The sequence below is a fragment of the Curtobacterium sp. MCBD17_003 genome, from assembly GCF_003234885.2.
Classification (GTDB): Bacteria; Actinomycetota; Actinomycetes; order Actinomycetales; family Microbacteriaceae; genus Curtobacterium.
Genome location: NZ_CP126275.1, coordinates 944,489 through 965,642 on the forward strand (window position 1 = coordinate 944,489; position 21,154 = coordinate 965,642).

Sequence of the window (21,154 nt, forward strand, 5' to 3'; positions counted from 1 at the left end):
GGTCCGCCGGAGTCGCGGGGTCCGCCGGGGCCGCCGGGTCCGCCAGGGCCGCCGCGTCAGCCGCGACCGGCGCGGGTCCGCGTCAGCCGGGCGTGGAGCACGGCGGCGGCAGCGCCGAGCGCGGCGGCGTCCCGGCCGACGGCGCTCATCGCCACGTGCACGGGATGCGTGCCCCGCATCACCGCGTGCGCGTGGAGCTCCCGCTGCACCGCCCGCAGGTAGCGCTCGCCGGCGGTGGCGAACCCCGGGCCCGCGAGGTAGACCTCGTCGAGGTCGAGCAGGTTGACGAGGTTCAGGATCGCCCGCGCCAGGTACTCGGCGGACTCCTCGACGAGGGCGAGCGCGCCGGTGTCGCCCTGGACGGCCGCGGCCGCGACGCGTGCGAAGGTCGCGCGGACGTCGGCCGTCACCGCCCGGGCGTCGTCGCCGTCCGTGGTGGTGTCGATGCCGAGCCGCGCGACGAGGGCCGCGTCGGTGCGGGCTCGTGCGACGACGGCGGCGGGCGCGGCGAGGACCTCGAGGCAGCCGCGGGACCCACACCAGCAGGGCGGCCCGTCCCACCGCAGGGACATGTGCCCGATCTCCCCGGCGTTCGACGACGCGCCCCGGTGGACGTCGCCTCCGACGAGCAGCCCGCACCCGATGCCCGTCGCCATGTAGACGGTGGCGAAGTCGCGCGTGGACGGCACGCGGCCCGACCAGAACTCGCCGAGGGCGGCGCAGTTCGCGTCGTTGTCGACCGTGACCGGCAGGTCGGTCGCCGCGGTGAGCGCGTGCCCGAGCGCGAAGTCGTCCCACTCGCTCCACGAGTCGGTGGACCGGAGCACCCGACCGGGCAGGTCGAGCCGTCCCTCGCCGGCGACGCCGATCCCGATCACGGTGTCGCGGTCGATCCCGTGGTCGGCGAGCATGACGGCGACGTCCCGGGCGACGCGGGCCACGACGGCCTCGGGTGACTCGGTCCCGGTCCCCGCGACGCTCCGTGCGTCGATCGGGCGACCGCTGAGGTCGACGAGGACGTACACGTCCTGCGCGGTGTCCAGGGCGACCCCGACCGCGTAGCCGGCGGTGCTGTTCAGCTCGAGCAGGACGGCGCGTTTGCCGCCGGTCGACTCCGCGTACCCGACCTCGGACACGAGGCCGTCGTCGAGCAGGGTCCGGACGATCTTCGAGATCGTCGCGTTCGTCAGTCCGGACCGCTCCGCGAGCTCCGTGCGGCTGATGGTGCCACTCGAGCGGATGAGGTCCACGATCGCGCTCCGGGTCTCGGCGACCGAGGCGCCCTTGAGGCGACGGATCGGTGCGTCGGGGCGGACCGTGACCATCGTGTCGTCCTCCTCGTCGCTCCTGGCCCCACGGTACCGGGTGCGGGGGCGCGGCCCGTCACGGCGGGCCTCCCGCCGGACGTCCCCGGCTCGGGTTAGGGTTCCGCTCATGGCCGGGAGCACCAAGTCGTCGTCGCGCGCGTCCTCGGGGTCCCGCGCGTCCTCGGGGTCGCGGGCGCCCTCGCCCGCGCGCGGGTCCGGCGGCACGGGGGCCCGCGGCGCCACCTCCCGGACCCAGGCGACCACCCGGAAGCTCCCGCAACCGGTCGAGGTCGTCGGGCCGAACCCCCTCGTGACCGCCTGGACGGGTGCAGCGCACGGTGTCGGCGCGGTGTTCCGGCTGCTCGGCAAGGAGTCGCTCGAGCACGACGAACGACGCGACGGCTTCCCGTTCCTGCTGTTCCTGCTCGCGATCGCCGGTGCCGTGGTCGAGTGGCTCAACCCCGCCAACCCGGTCGCGGTGGCCCTGGACGCCTACACGTTCGGTGGTCTGTTCGGTCGGCTCGCGGTCGCGTTGCCGGTCATCATGATCGTGTTCGCCGGGTGGTTGTTCCGGCATCCCGCGTCCGTGCACGACAACACCCGCATCGGCATCGGCCTGGGGTTGCTCGTCATCGGCATCTCCTCCGTCTGTCACATCTACGGCGGTCAGCCCCCGGCGTCCGACGGCATGCCCGTGCTCGCACAGGCGGGCGGGATCATCGGCTGGGTGGTGATCGGCTGGATCGTCGCGGCCGCGACCGCGTGGATCGCCACCCCCGTGGCCGTGGCGCTCATCGCGCTCTCGCTGTTCATCATCACGAAGACGCCCCCGAACCACGTGGGTCGACGCGTGCACGAGCTCTACGCGTACCTGTTCGGCACGCCGGGGCCGGCTCCGATCGACGCGGACGCACCCGCGCCCGTGGCACCGCGCCGTGGCCGGAACACCTCGGCGTCGTCGTCGTTCGACCCGTTCGAGGACCTCGACGGCGGCGGCAGCGGCGACGGCTCGGGCGAGGGCGAGCCCGGGGCGCTGCCGTGGTGGCGGCGCAACAAGACCGGGCGCGAGGAGGATCCCGCCTACGACACCCCCGTGCTCCCGCACGCCGAGACGTCCGACGCCGCGGCCGCCACCGGCCGCGGCGCCGCGGCGGGCCTCGTCGACCTGACGCCGGCCGAACCCGTGTCGGTCAACCTCAACGACTCGCTCGAACAGGACGTCGCCGAGGACCTCGACCGCGCCGAGGAGGCCCTCCGTGCGTTCGACGCGCAGGCGCCGGGCCGCGTGCGCCACGACGAGGCCCAGGCCGCGACCGAGGTCATCCGTCCCGCCGTGGCCGAGCCCGTCACGGACGTGCTGCCCCTCGACGAGGACGAGCAGGACGGCCTGCCCGACACGACCGCCGACGACGCTCCGGCCGCGCCCTACCGCCTGCCCGCCGCCTCGACGCTGAGCCCGGGCACCCCCGCGACGGCGCACAGCACCGCGAACGACGAGATGGTCGCGGCGATCACCGGCGTCCTCACCGAGTTCAAGGTCGACGCCAAGGTCACCGGGTTCTCGCGCGGCCCGACGGTCACCCGGTACGAGATCGAGCTCGGCCCGGGGGTCAAGGTCGAGCGCGTCACGGCGTTGAGCAAGAACCTGTCGTACGCGGTCGCCTCGAACGAGGTCCGCATCCTCTCGCCGATCCCCGGCAAGAGCGCGATCGGCGTCGAGATCCCGAACTCGGACCGCGAGATCGTCTCGCTCGGCGACGTGCTGCGGTCGAACGCGGCCACGAAGTCGAAGCACCCGATGACCATCGGCGTCGGCAAGGACGTCGAGGGCGGCTTCGTCGTGGCGAACCTCGCGAAGATGCCGCACCTCCTGGTCGCCGGCTCCACGGGGTCCGGCAAGTCGAGCTTCGTCAACTCGATGATCACGTCGCTCCTCATGCGCGCGAAGCCGAGCGAGGTCCGCATGGTCCTCGTCGACCCGAAGCGCGTCGAGCTCTCGATCTACGCCGGTGTCCCGCACCTCATCACCCCCATCATCACGAACCCGAAGAAGGCGGCCGAGGCGCTGCAGTGGGTCGTGAAGGAGATGGACATGCGGTACGACGACCTCGCGTCGTTCGGGTTCCGGCACGTCGACGACTTCAACCGTGCCGTGGCGAACGACGAGATCGTCCTGCCCGCCGGCAGCGAGCGGAAGCTCAAGCCCTACCCGTACCTCCTCGTCGTGGTGGACGAGCTCGCGGACCTCATGCTCGTCGCCCCGCGCGACGTCGAGGACTCGATCGTCCGCATCACGCAGCTCGCCCGGGCGGCCGGAATCCACCTCGTCCTCGCGACGCAGCGTCCCTCGGTGGACGTCGTCACGGGGCTCATCAAGGCGAACGTGCCGTCGCGGCTCGCGTTCGCGGTGACGAGCGTGACGGACTCCCGGGTCATCCTCGACCAGCCGGGAGCCGACAAGCTCATCGGCCAGGGCGACGGACTGTTCCTGCCGATGGGGTCGTCGAAGGCCGTCCGCGTGCAGGGCGCCTGGGTGCAGGAGAGCGAGATCGCCGAGGTCGTCGCGCACGTCACCCGCCAGGCCCGCCCGGAGTACCGCCAGGACGTCCAGGCGGTCGTCGAGCGCAAGGAGATCGACGCCGACATCGGTGACGACCTCGAGCTCCTCCTCGCGGCCGTGGAGCAGGTCGTCTCGACGCAGTTCGGGTCGACCTCGATGCTCCAGCGGAAGCTCCGCGTGGGCTTCGCCAAGGCGGGGCGGCTCATGGACCTCATGGAGTCACGCGAGATCGTCGGGCCGAGCGAGGGCTCGAAGGCCCGCGACGTCCTCATCACGGTCGAGCAGCTTCCCGAGACCCTCGCGCGACTCCGGGGTGAGGAGCCCCCCGCGCCGGCCGCCCCGGTCACCCCGACGCGCGACGGCGCGGAGGGCGACGCCGGGTACCGCGGGTCCGACGACCCGGTCGCCGACATGACCCGTGGGTACGATGAGGTCGAGAGCGATCCGGACGAGGACGCCTGGAGCCTGACCGGCAGGGAGTGATCACCATGAGCGCCTCCGGTGAGTCCACCGCGACGCAGAAGCGGTTCCCGTGGCGGGGGCGGGTGATCCGATCGGGATCGGGGCCGGCGTCGACCGCGAACGTCGCCAACGTCATCACCGTCATCCGGATCCTGATGGCGCCGGTGTTCTTCGTCTTCCTGCTGCTCGACGCGGGGCAGGACGGCCCCCTCCGGATCTGGGCAGCCGTGCTGTTCGTCGTCGCGATCGTCACCGACAGCGCCGACGGCATCATCGCCCGCCGGCAGAACCTCGTCACCGACTTCGGCAAGCTCGTCGACCCGATCGCCGACAAGGTGCTCATCGGCGGCGCCCTCGTCTCGCTCTCGGTGCTCGGGGAACTGCCCTGGTACGTCACCGTCCTCATCATGGTGCGCGAGATCGGCATCACGGTCTTCCGCTTCGCGGTGCTGAGCGACCGGGTCATCCCCGCGAGCCGCGGCGGCAAGGTCAAGACGGTCCTGCAGGCCGTCGCGATCACCCTGGCCCTCATCCCCTTCTGGAACGTCTTCGGCGGTTGGGTGCACGTCGTCGACGCCGTCCTCATGGTGTTGGCGTTCCTCGCGACGATCCTGAGCGGTCTCGACTACCTGTGGCAGGCCTGGCGGCACGGCCGGGAGGCGCGGTGACGGTCACCGACGCACCCGACGCTGTCGTGCCTCCCGGCTCGCTGGCGGTCGCGATCGTGCGCGCACTCGCGGCGCGCGGCGAGACGCTCGCCGTCGCGGAGTCGCTCACCGGCGGTCTCGTCGTGGCGGAGCTCGTCGCCGTCCCGGGTGCGAGCGCGGTCGTGCGCGGGGGTGTGGTCGCCTACGCGACGCCGTTGAAGCACCAGTTGCTCGGCGTCGACGCGGCGCTGCTGGCGACTCGGGGGGCGGTCGATCCGGAGGTCGCGCGGCAGATGGCGACCGGGGTGCGTGCGGCGACGGCGGTCGACGGCCTTGCGGCGACCTGGGGCATCAGCACGACGGGCGTCGCCGGACCGGAACCGCAGGACGGCAAGCCGGTCGGCACGGTGTTCGTCGGGATCGCGCGGGCCGGTGTCGCGGAGGCGTCCGAACTCCGGCTCGATGGTGACCGTGCGGCAATCCGCGCGGGGGCCGTCTCCGAACTCCTCACACGCTTGCACCAGGCGGTCACGGCGAGCACGTCCGGGGAATAGGGCGCGTTTCCATCCGGTTACAAGTGGTGCATTCACAAGCACCACCCAGAGCCCCCTGGTTAGCATGCACGAACCGGCGGCGATAGTGTTGCTGTCCCGTTCTCGGTCACCGGGATCGAGCGGGATCGGGATGACAGGAAGGAGGAGTTCTCATGGTTCTCGTTCGTCAGGAAATCGGCGATGTCCTGCGGGACTTCCGCTTGCAGAAGGGCCGGACCCTCCGTCAGGTCGCCAGCAAGGCCAGTGTCGCGCTCGGATACCTGAGCGAGGTGGAGCGCGGTCAGAAGGAAGCCAGCTCCGAGATCCTCGCTTCGGTCGCCGACGCGCTCGACACGCCCATCTCGGTCATCATGCGCGAAGTCGGTGACCGCCTCGCGGTCGTCGAGGGGATCACCTCCCCGGTTCCGGACATGCTGCCGGACGACCTCGTCGCCGAGTTCGACAACGACCTCGCGGTGCGCTGAGCGCAGTCCGCGTCGGAACGCCCCGGTCCTGCTGGACCGGGGCGTTCCGCGTTCCGGGGGCGCGGCGATCAGGGCCAGCGGCGGTGGCCGCCTCGACGAGTGCGTCCGGCCCCGCCTCGTGTCCGGGGTCCTGGCTACCATGGGGCCGTGCGCGTGAGTGAGTTCTGGCAGGCGGTCGAGGACGAGTTCGGTCCGGCCTACGGTCAGGTGGTCACGCGCGACGTCGTCCTCGGGGCGGTGGGCGGACGGTCGGCGGCCGACGCGCTCGCGGCGGGGGTGCCGGCCCGCGACGTCTGGGAGGCCCTGTGCGACGCGCAGGACGTGCCCGTCGGACGGCGGCACGGCAAGGGCCTCCGCGCTCCGCGCGACTGACGCCCACTCGAACACGTCTTCGGCGTGTTGCTCGAACGGGTGTTCGATCCGGTGCTACCGTCCTGCACAGATGCTCGTGGCGACGTACCGTCCACAGCGGTCTGCTCTCGGCGTGGTGATGTCGGTGGCCGGTCGTAGGTTCGGTCCATCGGATGAGCATCCGAGCCTTGTCGGTGAACCGAGGACCCTGCCCCACCGGTCCTCGCGAAGGCGACAGCCTACAGGCGCCGTACACGAGCAGAAGGAGCGCATCATGCCCTCACCCGCAGACCGCGAGAAGGCCCTCGAGACCGCACTCGCCCAGATCGACCGACAGTTCGGCAAGGGCACGGTGATGCGCCTCGGGAGTGACGAACGCGCCCCCGTCGCCACCATCCCCACCGGATCCGTGGCGCTCGACGTCGCTCTCGGCATCGGCGGCCTCCCGCGTGGTCGCATCATCGAGATCTACGGTCCGGAGTCCTCCGGCAAGACGACCCTGACGCTGCACGCCATCGCGAACGCGCAGCGCAACGGCGGCATCGCGGCCTTCATCGACGCGGAGCACGCCCTCGACCCCGAGTACGCGAAGAAGCTCGGCGTCGACATCGACGCGCTCCTCGTCTCCCAGCCCGACACGGGTGAGCAGGCGCTCGAGATCGCGGACATGCTCGTCCGTTCGGGCTCGATCGACCTGGTCGTGGTCGACTCCGTGGCCGCGCTCGTGCCCCGCGCCGAGATCGAGGGCGAGATGGGGGACTCGCACGTCGGCCTCCAGGCCCGCCTCATGTCGCAGGCACTCCGGAAGCTGGCCGGTGGGCTCAACCAGACGCAGACCACGATGATCTTCATCAACCAGCTGCGCGAGAAGATCGGCGTGTTCTTCGGCAGCCCGGAGACCACCGCTGGCGGTAAGGCGCTCAAGTTCTACGCCTCGGTCCGGCTGGACATCCGCCGCATCGAGACCCTGAAGGACGGCACCGAGGCCGTGGGCAACCGCACCCGGGTCAAGGTCGTCAAGAACAAGATGGCGCCGCCCTTCAAGCAGGCCGAGTTCGACATCCTCTACGGCGTGGGGATCTCGCGCGAGGGCTCGTTGCTCGACTTCGGTGTGGAGCACGGCATCGTCAAGAAGTCGGGCGCCTGGTACACGTACGAGGGCGACCAGCTCGGCCAGGGCAAGGAGAACTCGCGCAACTTCCTCATCCAGAACGGCGACATCGCCGCCGAGATCGAGCGCAAGATCCTCGCGAAGCTCGGTGTCGGTGCGGCCGCTGCCACCGCTGACGCCCCGGCGCCGGTCGAGTCCCTCGAGAAGAAACTCGCCGCCAAGAAGGGCGCGTGAGCTCCCGAGACAGCTCCATGCCTGACGACGGCCTCGCACCGGTCACCGACATCTTCGGTGCGCGGTCGTCGGCACGGGCGACGTCGTGCCGGCGCGGACCGGCGGAAGGCGGAGCACCGTCTGCCGAGCCCGACGCACACGGCGCGAGCATCGGCGGTCCGGACGGGGATGACGCGATCCCGGTCGGTCTCGTCCGCGACGAGACCGACGTCGACCGCCCGGACGCCTCCGACGCGTGGCTCCCTCCGGTGACGGGTTCCACCGTCGAGACCGTCGGGCCCGTCGCCCCGGTGCGCCGACTGCGGGCTGCCGACCGGGACGATGACGCCGAGCACGAGACGGTCGAGTCACCACCCACGCAGGACGAGTTGCTCGCCGAGGCAGAGCGGATCAGCATCCGGGCGCTCAGCCGCCGTGGCACGAGCACGTCCGAGCTGCGGACCGCCCTCCTCGGGCGCGAACTCCCCGAGGACATCGTCGAGCACGAGATCGCTCGACTCACCCGGGTCGGTCTCCTCGACGACGTGCGGCTCGCTGCCGACCTCGTCGACCGTCTGCACGACCGCAAGGGCCTGGGGCGACAAGGCGTGGTGGCGGAGCTCCGGCGGCGGGGCGTCGACCAGGCGGCGATCGACGCGGCCCTGGCGGACCAGGACGACGACGCGGCGGAGTCCGAGCGTGCGATCGAGTTGGCCCGCAAGCGCGCCGGACAGATGCGGGGGCTCGACCACGAGACCGCGGAGCGCCGGCTCTCGGGGTTCCTCATGCGCAAGGGCTACGGCGGATCGGTCGTGCGGACCGCCGTCCGGATCGCACTCGACGGCGGCGGCCGACGGGCTGGCGTGCGCTTCGAGTAGGCGGGCCGGGCCTGCCGGTCTGGGCGACGGTGACGCCGCCGTACACTGACAGCACCATGGCGACCACCACCGCAGCGCGCCCCCGCACCTACGAGGTCCGGACCTACGGGTGCCAGATGAACGTGCACGACTCGGAGCGTCTCAGCGGGTCACTCGAGGCGGCCGGATACGTGCCGGCTGTGGACGAGCAGGCCGACGTCGTCGTGATCAACACCTGCGCGGTCCGCGAGAACGCGGACAACCGCCTGTACGGCAACCTCGGCCACCTGGCCGGGGTCAAGCGTGAGCACGAGGGGCTGCAGATCGCCGTCGGCGGGTGCCTGGCACAGAAGGACAAGAACGTCATCCTCGAGAAGGCCCCGTGGGTCGACGTCGTGTTCGGCACCCACAACATGGGCTCGCTGCCCGCGATGCTCGAGCGCGCACGCCACAACGGCGAGGCGCAGGTCGAGATCCTCGAGGCGCTCGAGGTGTTCCCGTCGACGCTGCCCACCAAGCGGGACTCCACGCACAGCGGGTGGGTGTCGATCTCCGTCGGCTGCAACAACACGTGCACGTTCTGCATCGTCCCGTCGCTCCGGGGCAAGGAGAAGGACCGCCGACCGGGCGACGTCCTGGCCGAGATCCAGGCGCTCGTGGACGACGGCGCGATCGAGGTCACGTTGCTCGGCCAGAACGTCAACTCGTACGGCGTCGAGTTCGGCGACCGCCAGGCGTTCAGCAAACTCCTCCGCGCTGCCGGTTCGATCGAGGGGCTCGAGCGGGTCCGGTTCACCAGCCCGCACCCCGCCGCGTTCACCGACGACGTCATCGACGCCATGGCCGAGACGCCGAACGTGATGCCGCAGCTCCACATGCCGCTGCAGTCCGGCTCGGACCGCATCCTCCGGGCGATGCGGCGGAGCTACCGCAGCGACCGCTTCCTCGGGATCCTCGACCGGGTCCGCGCCCGCATCCCGCACGCGGCGATCTCGACCGACATCATCGTCGGTTTCCCCGGCGAGACCGAGGCCGACTTCCAGGACACGCTCCGGGTCGTCGAGCGTGCACGGTTCGCGTCGGCGTTCACGTTCCAGTACTCCATCCGCCCGGGGACGCCCGCGGCGACGATGGAGCAACAGGTGCCGAAGGAGGTCGTGCAGGACCGCTACGACCGACTCGTGGCGCTGCAGGACCGGATCGTCGCCGAGGAGAACGCACGGCAGGTCGGCCGAACGGTCGAGGTCCTCGTCGCGACGGGCGAGGGGCGGAAGGACGACGCGACGCACCGACTGAGCGGGCGGGCCGAGGACGCCCGTCTCGTGCACTTCGGTGTACCCGCCGGCTCGGAGGTTCCGCGCCCGGGCGACGTCGTGACGCTCGAGATCACGCGCGGCGCACCCCGGTACCTCATCGCCGACACGGACGCGCCGCTGCGCGTCCGCCGCACCCGCGCGGGCGACGCGTGGGACCGCGCGCAGGCCGCCTCGTGTGGCGTGCCGGTCCCGGCCGACGCCGGTGCGGCGGACGCCGCGGTCGGGCCCCGGCCGGTGTCGCTCGGGCTGCCGACGCTGCGGGTCGGCGCGCCTTCCGGCCGCTGACGGTGCTCGAGACGCCTGCATCATCGGGGGCATCGGCATCGGCATCGGCATCGGCGTCGGCGTCGGCGTCGTCGGAGGCGCGGGCCAGCGATCCGGGCGTGGAGGGCCCGGACGTCATCGCGATCGTGGGTGCCACGGGCACCGGCAAGTCGGACCTGGCGCTCGGCATCGCCGAAGCACTCCGCCGAGACGGTCTCCCCGCCGAGATCGTGAACGCCGACGCGATGCAGCTGTACCGCGGGATGGACATCGGGACGGCCAAGGTCCCGATCGCCGCCCGACGCGGTGTGCCGCATCGACTGCTCGACGTGCTCGACGTGACCGACGAGGCGAGCGTCGCGGCGTACCAGCGTGACGCCCGGGCGGCGATCGACGCCCTGGTCGGGGCGGGCGCGCCGGTCGTGCTCGTCGGCGGGAGCGGCCTGTACGTGTCGAGCGTGCTCCACGACCTGTCCTTCCCCGCCACGGATCCGGAACTCCGCGCGGCGCTCGAGCGCGAGGCGGACGAGCACGGGGCGGCCGCACTGCTCGAACGACTGCGTGCCCTCGACCCCGCGGCGGCGGCAGCGGTCGACCCGCGGAACACCCGGCGTCTGGTCCGCGCCGTCGAGGTCGCGACGAACCGGGATCCGGTGCGCCCGCGCCTCCCGTCCGCACCGCGGCCGTGGCGACCGATGCGGGTGCTGCACCTGCAACGGCGGCGTGAGGTCCTCGTGCCGATGCTGCACGAGCGCGCCGCGAGGATGTTCGACGACGGCCTCGTCGACGAGGTCGCGGGGCTCGTCGACGTCGGCCTGGAGCGCGGACGGACCGCCCGCGCGGCGATCGGCTACGCGCAGGCTCTCGACGTGCTGCACGGCCGCTCGGACCTCGAGGGCGCCGTGACGTCGACCGCGGTCGCGACGCGGCAGTACGCCCGCCGACAGGTTTCCTGGTTCCGGCGGCTGCGCGAGGCGGAGTCGCTCGACGTGACCGGAGCGGGCCACGACGACCTCGAGCGGGTGGCCGTCGCCGTGGCTGCCGACCGCGGCCGCGGGGACGCGTCCGAGGCCCTCGCTAGGATCGGGGCGTGACCGAACTCCACTTCACCAAGGGCCACGGCACGGGCAACGACTTCGTGCTGTTCGCCGACCCGGACGCGACAGTGGACCTGACCCCGGAGCGCATCCGTGCCATCGCCGATCGTCGCTTCGGCGTGGGCGCCGACGGCGTGATCCGCGCGGTCAGGACGGCCGCGGTGCCGGACGGCCGATCGATCGCCGGCGTCGCTCCCGAGGCCGAGTGGTTCATGGACTACCACAACGCCGACGGCAGCGTCGCCGAGATGTGCGGCAACGGCGTGCGGGTGTTCGCGCGCTACCTGACCGACGCCGGACTGGTCGACCTCGCGCCGGGCGAGACCCTGGCGATCGGGACGCGGAAGGGCGTGGTCGACCTGCAGCGGTCGACCAACGGGTTCTCGGCCGACCTCGGACGATGGGGGCTCGGCATCGCCGGTCTCGACGGCGACGAGGTCCTCGTCCGCGCCCGCAACCTCGACGGCGCGCGCCCGGGCCTCCCGATCGACGTCGGCAACCCGCACGTCGTCGTCGCCGTGGCGACGGACGACGAACTCGCGGGGCTCGACCTGACCTACGTGCCGGTCCTCGAGCCGGCACCGCCCGCGGGCGCGAACGTCGAGTTCGTCCTGCCCGGCGATCCGCTCGTGCGCGACGGCGTCGGCCACATCACGATGCGCGTCCACGAGCGCGGCAGTGGCGAGACCCTGTCGTGCGGCACGGGGGCCGTCGCGGCGGCCCTGGCGGTCCGCCACTGGGCCGGTCCGCAGGCGCCGGACACCTGGCGGGTCCGCGTGCCCGGCGGCGTCCTGACGGTCCGGATGGCCGCTGCGGAGGACGGCGAGCACGTCGCGCTGAGCGGTCCCGCCGACCTGGTGTTCGAGGGCGACCTCACCGTCTGACGGCCGGTGCCGTGACGCACCCGCCGCGATCAGCGTGTCCGGTGCACCCGGATGACGCGGTACCCGCGGTCCGTCGTCGCGCGCGTGACCACGAGGTCCGTGTCGAGCGTCTCGGCCAGCCACCGCTGCAGCGAGTCGCCGCCCAGGTTCTTGGCCACCACGAGCCAGGCGTCCCCACCCGGTTCCAGGCGCGGGAGCCACGTGAGCAGGATCGAGTGGAGCTCGTCCTTGCCCACCCGGATCGGGGGGTTCGACCAGATGGTGGCGAACCGGAGGTCCTCCGGCACCGCCTCCGGCAGACGCACCGTGACGTTCCGGGCACCGGCCGTCGCCGCGTTCGCCCGAGCCAGGTCGAGCACACGCTCGTTGACGTCGACGCCCCAGACCTCGGCCTCGGGCGCCTGCAGCGCCATGGCGATGCTGAGCGGACCCCACCCGCAGCCGACGTCGAGGAGCGCCCCGGTCGCGGGCGGTGGCGGCACGCTCTGCAGCAACACCCGCGTGCCCGCGTCGAGCCGGTCCGGGCTGAAGACGCCCGCGGCGGTGGCGAGGGTGAGCGTCCGCCCGGCCAGGGTGACCGTGATGCGCCGCGGTCGGGCGTCGCTCTCCGGCTGGGCCGAGAAGTAGTGCTCGTTCGCCATGGATGAACCGTACCGGCATCTCCGTGTGTCGCCGGGTGCCCGGAGGTAGCCTGTGGACGATGACGGAGCAGGACGACATGGTCGAGGGTGTCCTCGAGGAGCAGCAGCACGACGGTGTGGTCGAGCGGGTGTTGCGGAACGCCGAGAGCAGGACGACCCCGGCGGTGTTCGCGCCGGCGCAGGCGATCCAGACCACCGACGCCGAGGTCGTGGGGTGGCAGGGCGACGGCGAACAGTACGACCGTGAGGACCGCGCCGCGCTGCGTCGCGTGTCCGGTCTGTCCACCGAGCTCGAGGACGTCACCGAGGTCGAGTACCGGCAGCTGCGGCTCGAGCGCGTCGTCCTCATCGGCGTGTACGCGCAGGGTGACGCCCAGGACGCCGAGAACTCGATCCGTGAGCTCGCTGCCCTCGCGGAGACGGCGGGCGCGGTCGTGCTCGACGGTCTGCTCCAGCGCCGCCCGCACCCGGACCCGAGCACGTACCTCGGCCGCGGCAAGGCCGAGGAACTGGCGATGGTCGTCAAGGCGACGGGCGCGGACACCGTCATCGCCGACACGGAACTCGCGCCGAGCCAGCGCCGTGCGCTCGAGGACGTCGTCAAGGTGAAGGTCATCGACCGCACCGCCGTCATCCTCGACATCTTCAGCCAGCACGCCAAGAGCCGCGAGGGCAAGGCACAGGTCGAACTCGCGCAGCTCGAGTACCTGCTCCCGCGCCTCCGTGGTTGGGGTGAGTCGATGTCCCGTCAGGCGGGTGGCCAGGTCGGCAGCGCCGGCGCCGGCATGGGGTCCCGTGGTCCCGGTGAGACCAAGATCGAGCTCGATCGGCGTCGCATCCACACCCGGATGGCCCGGTTGCGTCGACAGATCGCGGGGTTCGCCCCGGCGCGCGAGGCGAAGCGCGCCGAGCGGCACCGCAACGAGGTGCCGAGCGTCGCCATCGCGGGGTACACGAACGCCGGCAAGTCGAGCCTGCTCAACCGCCTGACCTCCGCGGGCGTCCTCGTGCAGAACCAGCTCTTCGCGACCCTGGACGCGACCGTCCGGCGGACCGAGACCGGGGGCGGCCGCCCGTTCACGTTCGTCGACACCGTCGGATTCGTCCGGAACCTGCCGCACCAGCTCGTCGAGGCCTTCCGGTCCACGCTCGAGGAGGTCGGTGAGGCCGACGTCGTGCTGCACGTGGTCGACGGCTCCCACCCCGACCCGGGCGCGCAGCTGAGCACCGTCCGCGACGTCATCGCCGACGTCGGTGCCCGGGACGTGCCCGAGGTGGTCGCGTTCAACAAGGCCGATCTCGTCGACGCCGACCAGCGTCTCGTCCTCCGCGGCCTCGTACCGGACGCCGTCTTCGTGTCCGCGCGGACCGGCGAGGGGATCCCCGAGCTGCTCGCCGCGATCGAGGCGCGTCTGCCGGAGCCCGACGTCGAGCTGACGATCGTGGTCCCGTACGACCGAGGCGACCTCGTGTCCCGGCTGCACGACGAGGGGGCGGTGGAGCGGACCGAGTACGTGGTCGACGGCACCCGCCTGGACGTCCGCGTCTTCGCGCGCCAGGTCAGCGAGCTCGCGCCGTTCGTGGTCGCGCCGGTCCACTCCGCCTGAGCGGGGCGTCGCGGCTGGGAGGCCCGAAACCGGCCCGGCGCACCACCGTGCCGTTCCGCGTCCAGCGGACGGACCCGGGTGTGCGCGACGTCACACGGAGCGCAGGACCGCCACGACGCGTCCGAGCACCGTGGCCGCGTCGCCGAGGATCGGCTCGAACGCGGTGTTCCGCGGGAGCAGCCAGGTGTGGCCGTCGCGCTGGCGGAACACCTTGACCGTCGCCTCCTCGTCGAGCATCGCGGCGACGATCTCGCCGTTCTCGGCGGTCTGCTGGCTCCGCACGACGACCCAGTCGCCGTCGCAGATCGCGGCGTCGACCATGGAGTCCCCGACCACGCGGAGCATGAACAGGTCACCGGTCCCGACCAGCTGACGGGGGAGCGGGACGATCTCGTCGACGTGCTGTTCGGCCGTGATCGGGATACCGGCGGCGATCCGGCCGACGAGGGGAACGAGCGTCGTCGCGTCGATGTCCGGTCCGTCCTCCGGTCGGGGCTCGTCCACGAGGACCTCGAGCGCGCGCGGTCGGTTCGGATCGCGGCGGATCCAGCCGCCGAGCTCGAGCTGACCGAGCTGGTGCGTGACGCTCGACAGTGAGGAGAGGCCGACCGCGTCACCGATCTCGCGCATGCTCGGCGGGTACCCGCGGTTCGCGATCGAGGAGCGGATGGCGTCGAGGATCGCCTGCTGCTTCGGGGTCAGGGGCTTCTGGGTGCGCATCTCGCGTGGTGCGTCGTCTGCCATGTGCGTCGTGCTCCCCGGTCCGGCCAGTGGTCGTCGCCCCGTCCGACGGGAATGTCGGTGGTTCCCGTCAGGCTGGCTCCAGTCGATCGAAACTGTATCCGCCAGGACCAGGCGCGCCAAACACCTGTTCGAGCGTGTCGTCGATCCGACACCACGTTCAGCACCAGTAGGACTTGCGCGCGCTTCGGATCGAACGTATGTTCGGTACAGGTCTTCGGACCACCGAGGCGACCCATGTACGAGGAAGGCGTCAGCATGAGCACCATCAGCAGCACATCCGCCGGTACGGTCCGTCCCCGGCTCCGGATCACTCGGCGGGGCCGGGTCGTCCTCACCACCGTCAGTGCACTCCCCGTGTTGCTCGTGGTCGCCCTCGCCGCCCTCAACGGTGGGCAGGCCGCAGCGGGGGACCACGCGGCGCACGTGCACTTCACGACGGTGACGATCCAGCCGGGCGAGTCCCTGTGGCAACTCGCGCAGGACGAAGCCCCGAACGTCGACCCGCGCGACTTCGTGCAGGACGTCGTCGACCTCAACAACCTCCCGAGCGCCGCCGTCCAGGCGGGCGAGAAGCTCGCCATCCCGACGCAGTACACGACGGGCTCCTGATCGGCCTCCCGGACGGGGTGACGCCGTCGTCATCCCGTCCGGCTGGTCGGTCCGCGTGGACAGCCGCCGCCCTACGATGGTCCGGTGGCGATCACCCTGGACGACCTCCCCATCCGTGACGACCTCCGTGGTCAGACCCCGTACGGGGCGCCGCAGAAGCACGTCCGCGTCCAGCTGAACGTCAACGAGAACACGCATCCCGTGCCGCCCGAGGTCGCCGAGGACATCCTCGCCTCGATCGGCGCGGCGCTCGCCACGGTGAACCGCTACCCGGACCGCGAGTTCACCGCGCTGCGCTCGTCGCTCGCCTCGTACCTCGGGCACGGCCTCGCGCCGGAACACGTCTGGGCGGCGAACGGTTCGAACGAGGTCATCCAGCAGCTCTTGCAGGCGTTCGGCGGTCCCGGGCGGTCCGTCCTCGGGTTCCCGCCCACCTACTCGATGCACTCCATCATCGCCTCGGGTACCGGTACCCGGTGGATGCCCGCGCAGCGGGACGCCGAGTTCGGCATCAGCCCGGCGACGGCGGTCGCGGCGGTGCGCGAGCATCGCCCCGACCTCGTGTTCTTCTGCGGTCCGAACAACCCGACGGGCACGCCGCTGTCGCTCGACACCGTGGCCGAGGCCTACGACGCGACGGACGGCATCGTCATGGTGGACGAGGCCTACGCGGAGTTCATGCCGAAGGACCAGCCCTCGGCCCTGACCCTGCTGCCCGGGCGGGAGCGGCTCGTCGTGTCGCGGACGATGAGCAAGGCGTTCGCCTTCGCGGGCGCGCGCGTCGGCTACCTGGCGGCCGATCCCGCGGTGGTCGACGCGCTCCGCCTCGTCCGGCTGCCGTACCACCTGTCGGCCCTGACGCAGGCCGCCGCGGTCGCCGCGCTGCGGCACGCGCCGGAGATGCTCCGGATGGTCGACGACATCGTGGTCCAGCGCGACCGGATGGTCCGCGAGCTCGGGGACATGGGCTTCCGCCCCTACGAGACCTGGTCCAACTTCGTGCTCTTCGGCGGCGTGGCGGAACCCCGCCGCGTGTTCGAGGAACTCCTCGAGCGTGACGTCATCGTCCGCGACCTCGGGATCCCCGAGCACCTTCGGGTCAGTGCCGGGACGGCCGACGAGACCTCGGCGTTCCTCACGGCGATGCGCGAGATCGACCCCGTTAGGGTTGGAGCATGACCGGCTCGCGCACCGCTTCGATCACCCGCGCGACGAGCGAGTCGAGCGTCACGTTGTCGCTCGACCTCGACGGCACCGGTCGTTCCTCGGTCTCGACGTCGGTCCCGTTCTACGACCACATGCTCACCGCGTTCGCGAAACACTCGCTCATCGACCTCCAGGTCGAGGCATCGGGTGACACCGACATCGACGCGCACCACACCGTCGAGGACACCGGCATCGTCCTCGGGCAGGCGCTGCGGCAGGCGCTCGGCGACCGCGCCGGGATCGGGCGGTACGGCGACGCGCTCGTGCCCCTGGACGAGGCGCTCGCCCAGGCCGTGGTCGACGTCTCGGGTCGTCCCTACCTCGTCCACACGGGGGAGCCCGAGGGCTTCGCGTTGCACCGCATCGGCGGCCACTTCACCGGCTCGCTCGTCCGGCACGTGTTCGAGGCCGTGACGATGCACGCCGGTCTCACCGTGCACGTCCGGGTCCTCGCGGGCCGTGACCCGCACCACATCGCCGAGGCCGAGTTCAAGGCGTTCGCGCGGGCACTGCGTGCGGCGGTCCAGCCGGACCCGCGGGTGGACGGCATCCCGTCCACGAAGGGTTCGCTGTGAGCGCTCGTCCGGACGTCGTCGTGCTCGACTACGGGTCGGGCAACATCCACTCGGCCGCCAAGGCGCTCGAGCGGGCGGGGGCGGACGTCACGGTCACGGCGGACCGCCAGGCGGCGCTCGCGGCCGACGGGCTCGTCGTCCCTGGGGTCGGCGCGTTCCGAGCGGTGATGGACCAGCTCGACATCGTGCGGGGCGGCGACCTCGTCGACCGACGGCTCGCCGGGGGCAAGCCGGTGCTCGGCGTGTGCGTCGGCATGCAGGTGATGTTCGAGCGGGGCGTCGAGCGCGGGTCCGACGTGCCGGGACTCGGGCAGTGGCCGGGGACGATCCACCAGTTGCGCGCGGAGGTCCTGCCGCACATGGGGTGGAACACCGTGCAGCCGCCCGCCGACTCCGTGCTCTTCGACGGTCTGAGCGGCGAGCGGTTCTACTTCGTCCACTCCTACGGCGCGACGTCCCTCGACATCGACGCACAGCCGCCGTTCCCCGCCCCGAAGGTGACGTGGGCGGAGCACGGCGAGCGCTTCGTCGCGGCGGTCGAGAACGGTGCGCTCGCAGCGACCCAGTTCCACCCGGAGAAGTCGGGCGAGCCGGGCATCGCGCTGCTCCGGAACTGGCTCCGGACCCTCTGACCCTCCGAACCCGGGAACACCATGAGCGATTCCTCCACCACACCGGCCCTCGTCCTGCTGCCCGCGGTCGACATCGTCGACGGCACGGCCGTCCGGCTGACCCGGGGCGAAGCCGGCAGCGAGACCGGGTACGGCGACCCCGTCGACGCCGCCGCCGCGTGGCGCGAGCAGGGCGCCGAGTGGATCCACCTCGTCGACCTCGACGCGGCGTTCGGTCGTGGCGACAACCGCGATGTGATCGGGCGCGTCATCGCCGCGGTCGACGGCGTGTCGGTCGAGCTGTCCGGAGGCATCCGTGACGACGCCTCGCTCGAGGCGGCGCTCGCGACGGGAGCGGCCCGGGTCAACCTCGGCACAGCGGCGCTCGAGCACCCGGACTGGGCCGCTCGCGTGATCGGCGAGCACGGGGAGCGCATCGCCGTGGGCCTCGACGTCCGCGGGACGACCCTCGCCTCCCGTGGGTGGACTGAGGACGCGGGCGACCTGTTCACCGTCCTCGCGCGGCTCGAGGACGCCGGGTGTGCCCGCTACGTCGTGACGGACGTGACGAAGGACGGCACGCTGCAGGGGCCGAACGTCGACCTCCTGCGGCAGGTCCTCGAGCGCACCGAACGACCTGTGGTCGCCTCGGGCGGTGTCTCGGCGCTCGAGGACCTCCGATCGCTCCGCGAACTCGTGCCCCTGGGGCTCGAGGGCGCGATCATCGGCAAGGCGCTGTACTCCGGTGCGTTCACCCTGCCCGCGGCGCTCGAGGTCGCGGGGGAGTAGGGCGTGACCGCCGACCATCACGACCACGCCGGTCACCACCACGGTGGCGACGGCACATCCGCGTCCTCCGGCATGGCGGCCGACAGCGCGGGTCTCCCGTGGGCGGGCCGCACGTTCCAGGCGCACGACACGACGTTCGCGGGCGACGACGGCACGGCCGACCCGGCGCTGTCCGCAGCGCTCGAGGGCGTCCGCGCGGGGACGGGCTCGCACGTCACGGTGCTCGACGCGCTCCGCGGCGCCCGGTTGCTCGTGCCGCTCGTGGCCCACGCCGGTGACGTCGGGGTGGGACCCGACGGCCGCCCGGTGGACAAGACGCAGGAGCTCTCGATCGTCACGGTGGCGGGGCCGGACGGGCGCCGCGTGATGCCGGCGTTCACCTCGGTCGACGCCATGCGGTCGTGGGACCCGCGAGCTCGACCCGTCCCGGTCGAGTCCCGCCGCGTCGCGCTCGCGGCGGCGAGTGAGGGCACGGAGCTCATCGTGCTCGACCCGACGGCGCCGACGGAGTTCGTCGTGCGCCGTCCGGCCGTGTGGGCGCTGGGACAGGACGTCCCCTGGGTTCCCAGCTACGCGGACCCGCTCGTCGGCGAGGCCTTCGTCGCGTCGTTCGCCGACGAGCCCGACGTCGTCCGGGTGGAATTGGCCCCCGGCGACGCCGGCGGCCGCTTCGCGGGCCCCGAACTCATCGTCGGTCTCGTGCTCGTACCCGGTCTGGATGCGGAGTCGGTGCGCGAACTCGTGTCGCGCCTCCAGGCCCGCTGGTCGGCGGACCGGTTCATCACCGAGCACGTCGACAGCCTCGGCGTCGCGCTCCGGGCGGCCTGAGCGGAGCGCTGGGGCGTCGGGGCGGAGCGCTGGGCCGTCGGGCGGAGCGCTGGGCCGTCGGGGCGCAGCGCTGGGTCGTCCGGCCGGAGCGCGCGGGGCCGCGTGAGCGGACCGTGGCGCGCTGGTCGACCGGCCCGCGGCGCCCTAGTTGACCGGCCCGGTGTACTTCTCGCCCGGTCCCTGCCCCGGCGCATCGGGGATGCTCGACGCCTCGCGGAAGGCGAGCTGCACGCTCCGGAGGCCGTCGCGGAGTGGACGGGCGTGGTGGTCGCCGATCTCCGGGGCGGCAGCGGTGACCAGCCCGGCCAGGGCCGTGATCAGCTTCCGCGCCTCGTCGAGGTCCGTCTGCGAGTCCGGGTCGTCCGCGAGCCCGACCTTGACGGCGGCCGCGCTGAGCAGGTGGATGCTGACGGTGTTGATGAGTTCGACCGCGGGGACCTCCGCGATGTCCCGGGCGGCACCGCCCTCCTCGGGTGACTCGTCCGTCGCGATGGGCTGGGCCTCGTCCGGGCTGTTGGTCACGGTGCTCCTCTGCTAGACTCTGAGCGGCAGTTGCTGTCCACGTGCTCACGCACCGGCAGCAGCGCGAACAAGAGGAGTCTCTCCCACCCGCGACCGCGCACCACAGGTTACCGGGTCACAACCGCTCCGCCGACGGTGGCGTCCTGTCCGACAGGGCGTCCCGACGGTCGTCCGGCCCCACGGGTCGGGGTCGGGCGGGTACCACGGGTCGATCCGTGCGTACGAACTCCTCGCATCGCGTGCCCCGTCCCGGCCGAACCGCCGGACGGAGACCACTTCACGAAGGAGTTCCGCATCAGCGATCCCCGTACCAACGACCGAATCCGTGTCACCGAGGTCCGACTCGTCGGCCCTGGTGGTGAGCAGGTCGGCGTTGTCCCCATCGCCGTCGCCCTCCGCCTCGCGCAAGAGGCAGAGCTGGATCTGGTCGAGGTTGCTCCGAACTCGAAGCCGCCCGTGGCCAAGATCATGGACTACGGCAAGTTCAAGTACGAAGCCGCGCAGAAGGCCAAGGAGGCCCGGCGCAACCAGGCGAACACGATCCTCAAAGAGGTCCGGTTCCGTCTGAAGATCGACGCACACGACTACGAGACCAAGCGCAAGCGCGCCGAGGGCTTCCTCGCGGCGGGTGACAAGGTGAAGGCCATGATCCTCTTCCGCGGCCGTGAGCAGTCGCGTCCGGAGCAGGGCGTGCGTCTCCTCCAGCGCTTCGCCGAGGACATCGCGGAGTACGGCGTCGTCGAGTCGCGACCGACCCAGGACGGCCGCAACATGACGATGGTGATCTCGCCGCTCAAGAACAAGTCGGACGCCAAGGCCGAGTCGAACGCCAAGAAGGCCGCCGTCCGCGCCGCCAACCGCGCGCAGTCGAACCCCGAGGGCGCGAAGGCAGCCGCCGAGGCCGAGTCGCCGAGCGCCGCCGAGTAACACCGCTC

General features: G+C 72.1%; 22 protein-coding genes. 18 read left to right on the plus strand and 4 right to left on the minus strand.

Annotated features, from left to right (window positions below):
• Positions 1–56 precede the first annotated feature (56 nt).
• Entirely contained in the window at positions 57–1,325 is a 1,269-nt protein-coding gene (locus DEI88_RS04635) for an ROK family transcriptional regulator (protein WP_111011114.1), read from the minus strand.
• A gap of 109 nt (positions 1,326–1,434) precedes the next feature.
• On the opposite strand from DEI88_RS04635, the gene DEI88_RS04640 reads away from it, so the two are divergent.
• The 10 genes from DEI88_RS04640 (at position 1,435) to dapF (ending at position 12,087) form a co-directional block, all read left to right on the plus strand.
• Positions 1,435–4,350, plus strand: a complete 2,916-nt coding sequence (locus DEI88_RS04640; protein WP_111072322.1) for an FtsK/SpoIIIE family DNA translocase — start codon at positions 1,435–1,437, stop codon at positions 4,348–4,350.
• Between the two features lie 5 nt (positions 4,351–4,355).
• A complete protein-coding gene (gene pgsA / locus DEI88_RS04645) occupies positions 4,356–4,997 on the plus strand; it encodes a CDP-diacylglycerol--glycerol-3-phosphate 3-phosphatidyltransferase (protein ID WP_111011144.1) in 642 nt (213 codons plus the stop codon).
• The gene (locus tag DEI88_RS04650; protein WP_258372069.1) at positions 4,994–5,530 is read left to right on the plus strand and encodes a CinA family protein; all 537 of its coding nucleotides are present in this window, start codon (positions 4,994–4,996) and stop codon (positions 5,528–5,530) included. Before pgsA ends, DEI88_RS04650 begins: the two co-directional genes overlap by 4 nt.
• A 152-nt stretch (positions 5,531–5,682) precedes the next feature.
• On the plus strand, positions 5,683–5,994 hold the full coding sequence (locus DEI88_RS04655) for a helix-turn-helix domain-containing protein (protein ID WP_111011116.1): 312 nt from the start codon (positions 5,683–5,685) through the stop codon (positions 5,992–5,994).
• Between the two features lie 147 nt (positions 5,995–6,141).
• Positions 6,142–6,366 (plus strand): DUF3046 domain-containing protein, encoded by a 225-nt coding sequence (locus tag DEI88_RS04660; protein WP_111011117.1) that lies wholly within the window; start codon positions 6,142–6,144, stop codon positions 6,364–6,366.
• A 253-nt stretch (positions 6,367–6,619) separates the two neighbouring features.
• Positions 6,620–7,690, plus strand: coding sequence for a recombinase RecA (gene recA, locus DEI88_RS04665; protein WP_111014006.1), 1,071 nt, complete (start codon positions 6,620–6,622; stop codon positions 7,688–7,690).
• 17 nt (positions 7,691–7,707) lie between these two features.
• Complete coding sequence (locus tag DEI88_RS04670; RefSeq protein ID WP_111072321.1) at positions 7,708–8,547, plus strand: regulatory protein RecX; 840 nt, start codon at positions 7,708–7,710, stop codon at positions 8,545–8,547.
• Between the two features lie 56 nt (positions 8,548–8,603).
• Complete coding sequence (gene miaB, locus DEI88_RS04675; protein ID WP_111072320.1) at positions 8,604–10,127, plus strand: tRNA (N6-isopentenyl adenosine(37)-C2)-methylthiotransferase MiaB; 1,524 nt, start codon at positions 8,604–8,606, stop codon at positions 10,125–10,127.
• Positions 10,128–10,225: 98 nt separating this feature from the next.
• Positions 10,226–11,200 carry a tRNA (adenosine(37)-N6)-dimethylallyltransferase MiaA gene (gene miaA, locus DEI88_RS04680; protein ID WP_111072378.1) on the plus strand — a complete coding sequence of 325 codons (975 nt, stop codon included), beginning with the start codon at positions 10,226–10,228 and terminating at the stop codon, positions 11,198–11,200.
• Positions 11,197–12,087: a diaminopimelate epimerase gene (dapF, locus tag DEI88_RS04685; protein WP_111011122.1), complete on the plus strand. Its 891-nt coding sequence runs from the start codon at positions 11,197–11,199 to the stop codon at positions 12,085–12,087. Before miaA ends, dapF begins: the two co-directional genes overlap by 4 nt.
• Before the next feature lie 29 nt (positions 12,088–12,116).
• Here dapF and DEI88_RS04690 read toward each other — a convergent pair whose 3' ends face one another.
• The gene (locus DEI88_RS04690; RefSeq protein WP_111011123.1) at positions 12,117–12,728 is read right to left on the minus strand and encodes a class I SAM-dependent methyltransferase; all 612 of its coding nucleotides are present in this window, start codon (positions 12,726–12,728) and stop codon (positions 12,117–12,119) included.
• Between the two features lie 59 nt (positions 12,729–12,787).
• Between DEI88_RS04690 and hflX the strand changes: the two genes are divergently transcribed.
• Positions 12,788–14,335, plus strand: a complete 1,548-nt coding sequence (gene hflX / locus DEI88_RS04695; protein ID WP_181434949.1) for a GTPase HflX — start codon at positions 12,788–12,790, stop codon at positions 14,333–14,335.
• A gap of 90 nt (positions 14,336–14,425) precedes the next feature.
• On the opposite strand, the gene lexA is transcribed toward hflX, so the two are convergent.
• Positions 14,426–15,079, minus strand: a complete 654-nt coding sequence (lexA, locus tag DEI88_RS04700) for a transcriptional repressor LexA (RefSeq protein ID WP_111011124.1) — start codon at positions 15,077–15,079, stop codon at positions 14,426–14,428.
• Positions 15,080–15,334: 255 nt separating this feature from the next.
• On the opposite strand from lexA, the gene DEI88_RS04705 reads away from it, so the two are divergent.
• The 6 genes from DEI88_RS04705 to DEI88_RS04730 all read left to right on the plus strand — a co-directional run bounded on the left by DEI88_RS04705 (position 15,335) and on the right by DEI88_RS04730 (position 19,697).
• Complete coding sequence (locus DEI88_RS04705; protein ID WP_258368719.1) at positions 15,335–15,688, plus strand: LysM peptidoglycan-binding domain-containing protein; 354 nt, start codon at positions 15,335–15,337, stop codon at positions 15,686–15,688.
• Positions 15,689–15,772: 84 nt separating this feature from the next.
• Entirely contained in the window at positions 15,773–16,867 is a 1,095-nt protein-coding gene (locus DEI88_RS04710; RefSeq protein ID WP_111072319.1) for a histidinol-phosphate transaminase, read from the plus strand.
• The gene (gene hisB, locus DEI88_RS04715) at positions 16,864–17,469 is read left to right on the plus strand and encodes an imidazoleglycerol-phosphate dehydratase HisB (RefSeq protein ID WP_111013999.1); all 606 of its coding nucleotides are present in this window, start codon (positions 16,864–16,866) and stop codon (positions 17,467–17,469) included. Before DEI88_RS04710 ends, hisB begins: the two co-directional genes overlap by 4 nt.
• Positions 17,466–18,101 carry an imidazole glycerol phosphate synthase subunit HisH gene (hisH, locus tag DEI88_RS04720; protein ID WP_111072318.1) on the plus strand — a complete coding sequence of 212 codons (636 nt, stop codon included), beginning with the start codon at positions 17,466–17,468 and terminating at the stop codon, positions 18,099–18,101. The genes hisB and hisH overlap by 4 nt, the downstream gene beginning before the upstream one ends.
• Positions 18,102–18,122: 21 nt before the next feature.
• Complete coding sequence (priA, locus tag DEI88_RS04725; protein ID WP_111013998.1) at positions 18,123–18,869, plus strand: bifunctional 1-(5-phosphoribosyl)-5-((5-phosphoribosylamino)methylideneamino)imidazole-4-carboxamide isomerase/phosphoribosylanthranilate isomerase PriA; 747 nt, start codon at positions 18,123–18,125, stop codon at positions 18,867–18,869.
• A gap of 72 nt (positions 18,870–18,941) precedes the next feature.
• Positions 18,942–19,697: an SseB family protein gene (locus tag DEI88_RS04730; protein ID WP_111072377.1), complete on the plus strand. Its 756-nt coding sequence runs from the start codon at positions 18,942–18,944 to the stop codon at positions 19,695–19,697.
• A gap of 144 nt (positions 19,698–19,841) precedes the next feature.
• On the opposite strand, the gene DEI88_RS04735 is transcribed toward DEI88_RS04730, so the two are convergent.
• Positions 19,842–20,189: a DUF1844 domain-containing protein gene (locus DEI88_RS04735; protein ID WP_111011148.1), complete on the minus strand. Its 348-nt coding sequence runs from the start codon at positions 20,187–20,189 to the stop codon at positions 19,842–19,844.
• 324 nt (positions 20,190–20,513) lie between these two features.
• On the opposite strand from DEI88_RS04735, the gene infC reads away from it, so the two are divergent.
• A complete protein-coding gene (infC, locus tag DEI88_RS04740; RefSeq protein WP_111014025.1) occupies positions 20,514–21,146 on the plus strand; it encodes a translation initiation factor IF-3 in 633 nt (210 codons plus the stop codon).
• Positions 21,147–21,154: the final 8 nt, after the last annotated feature.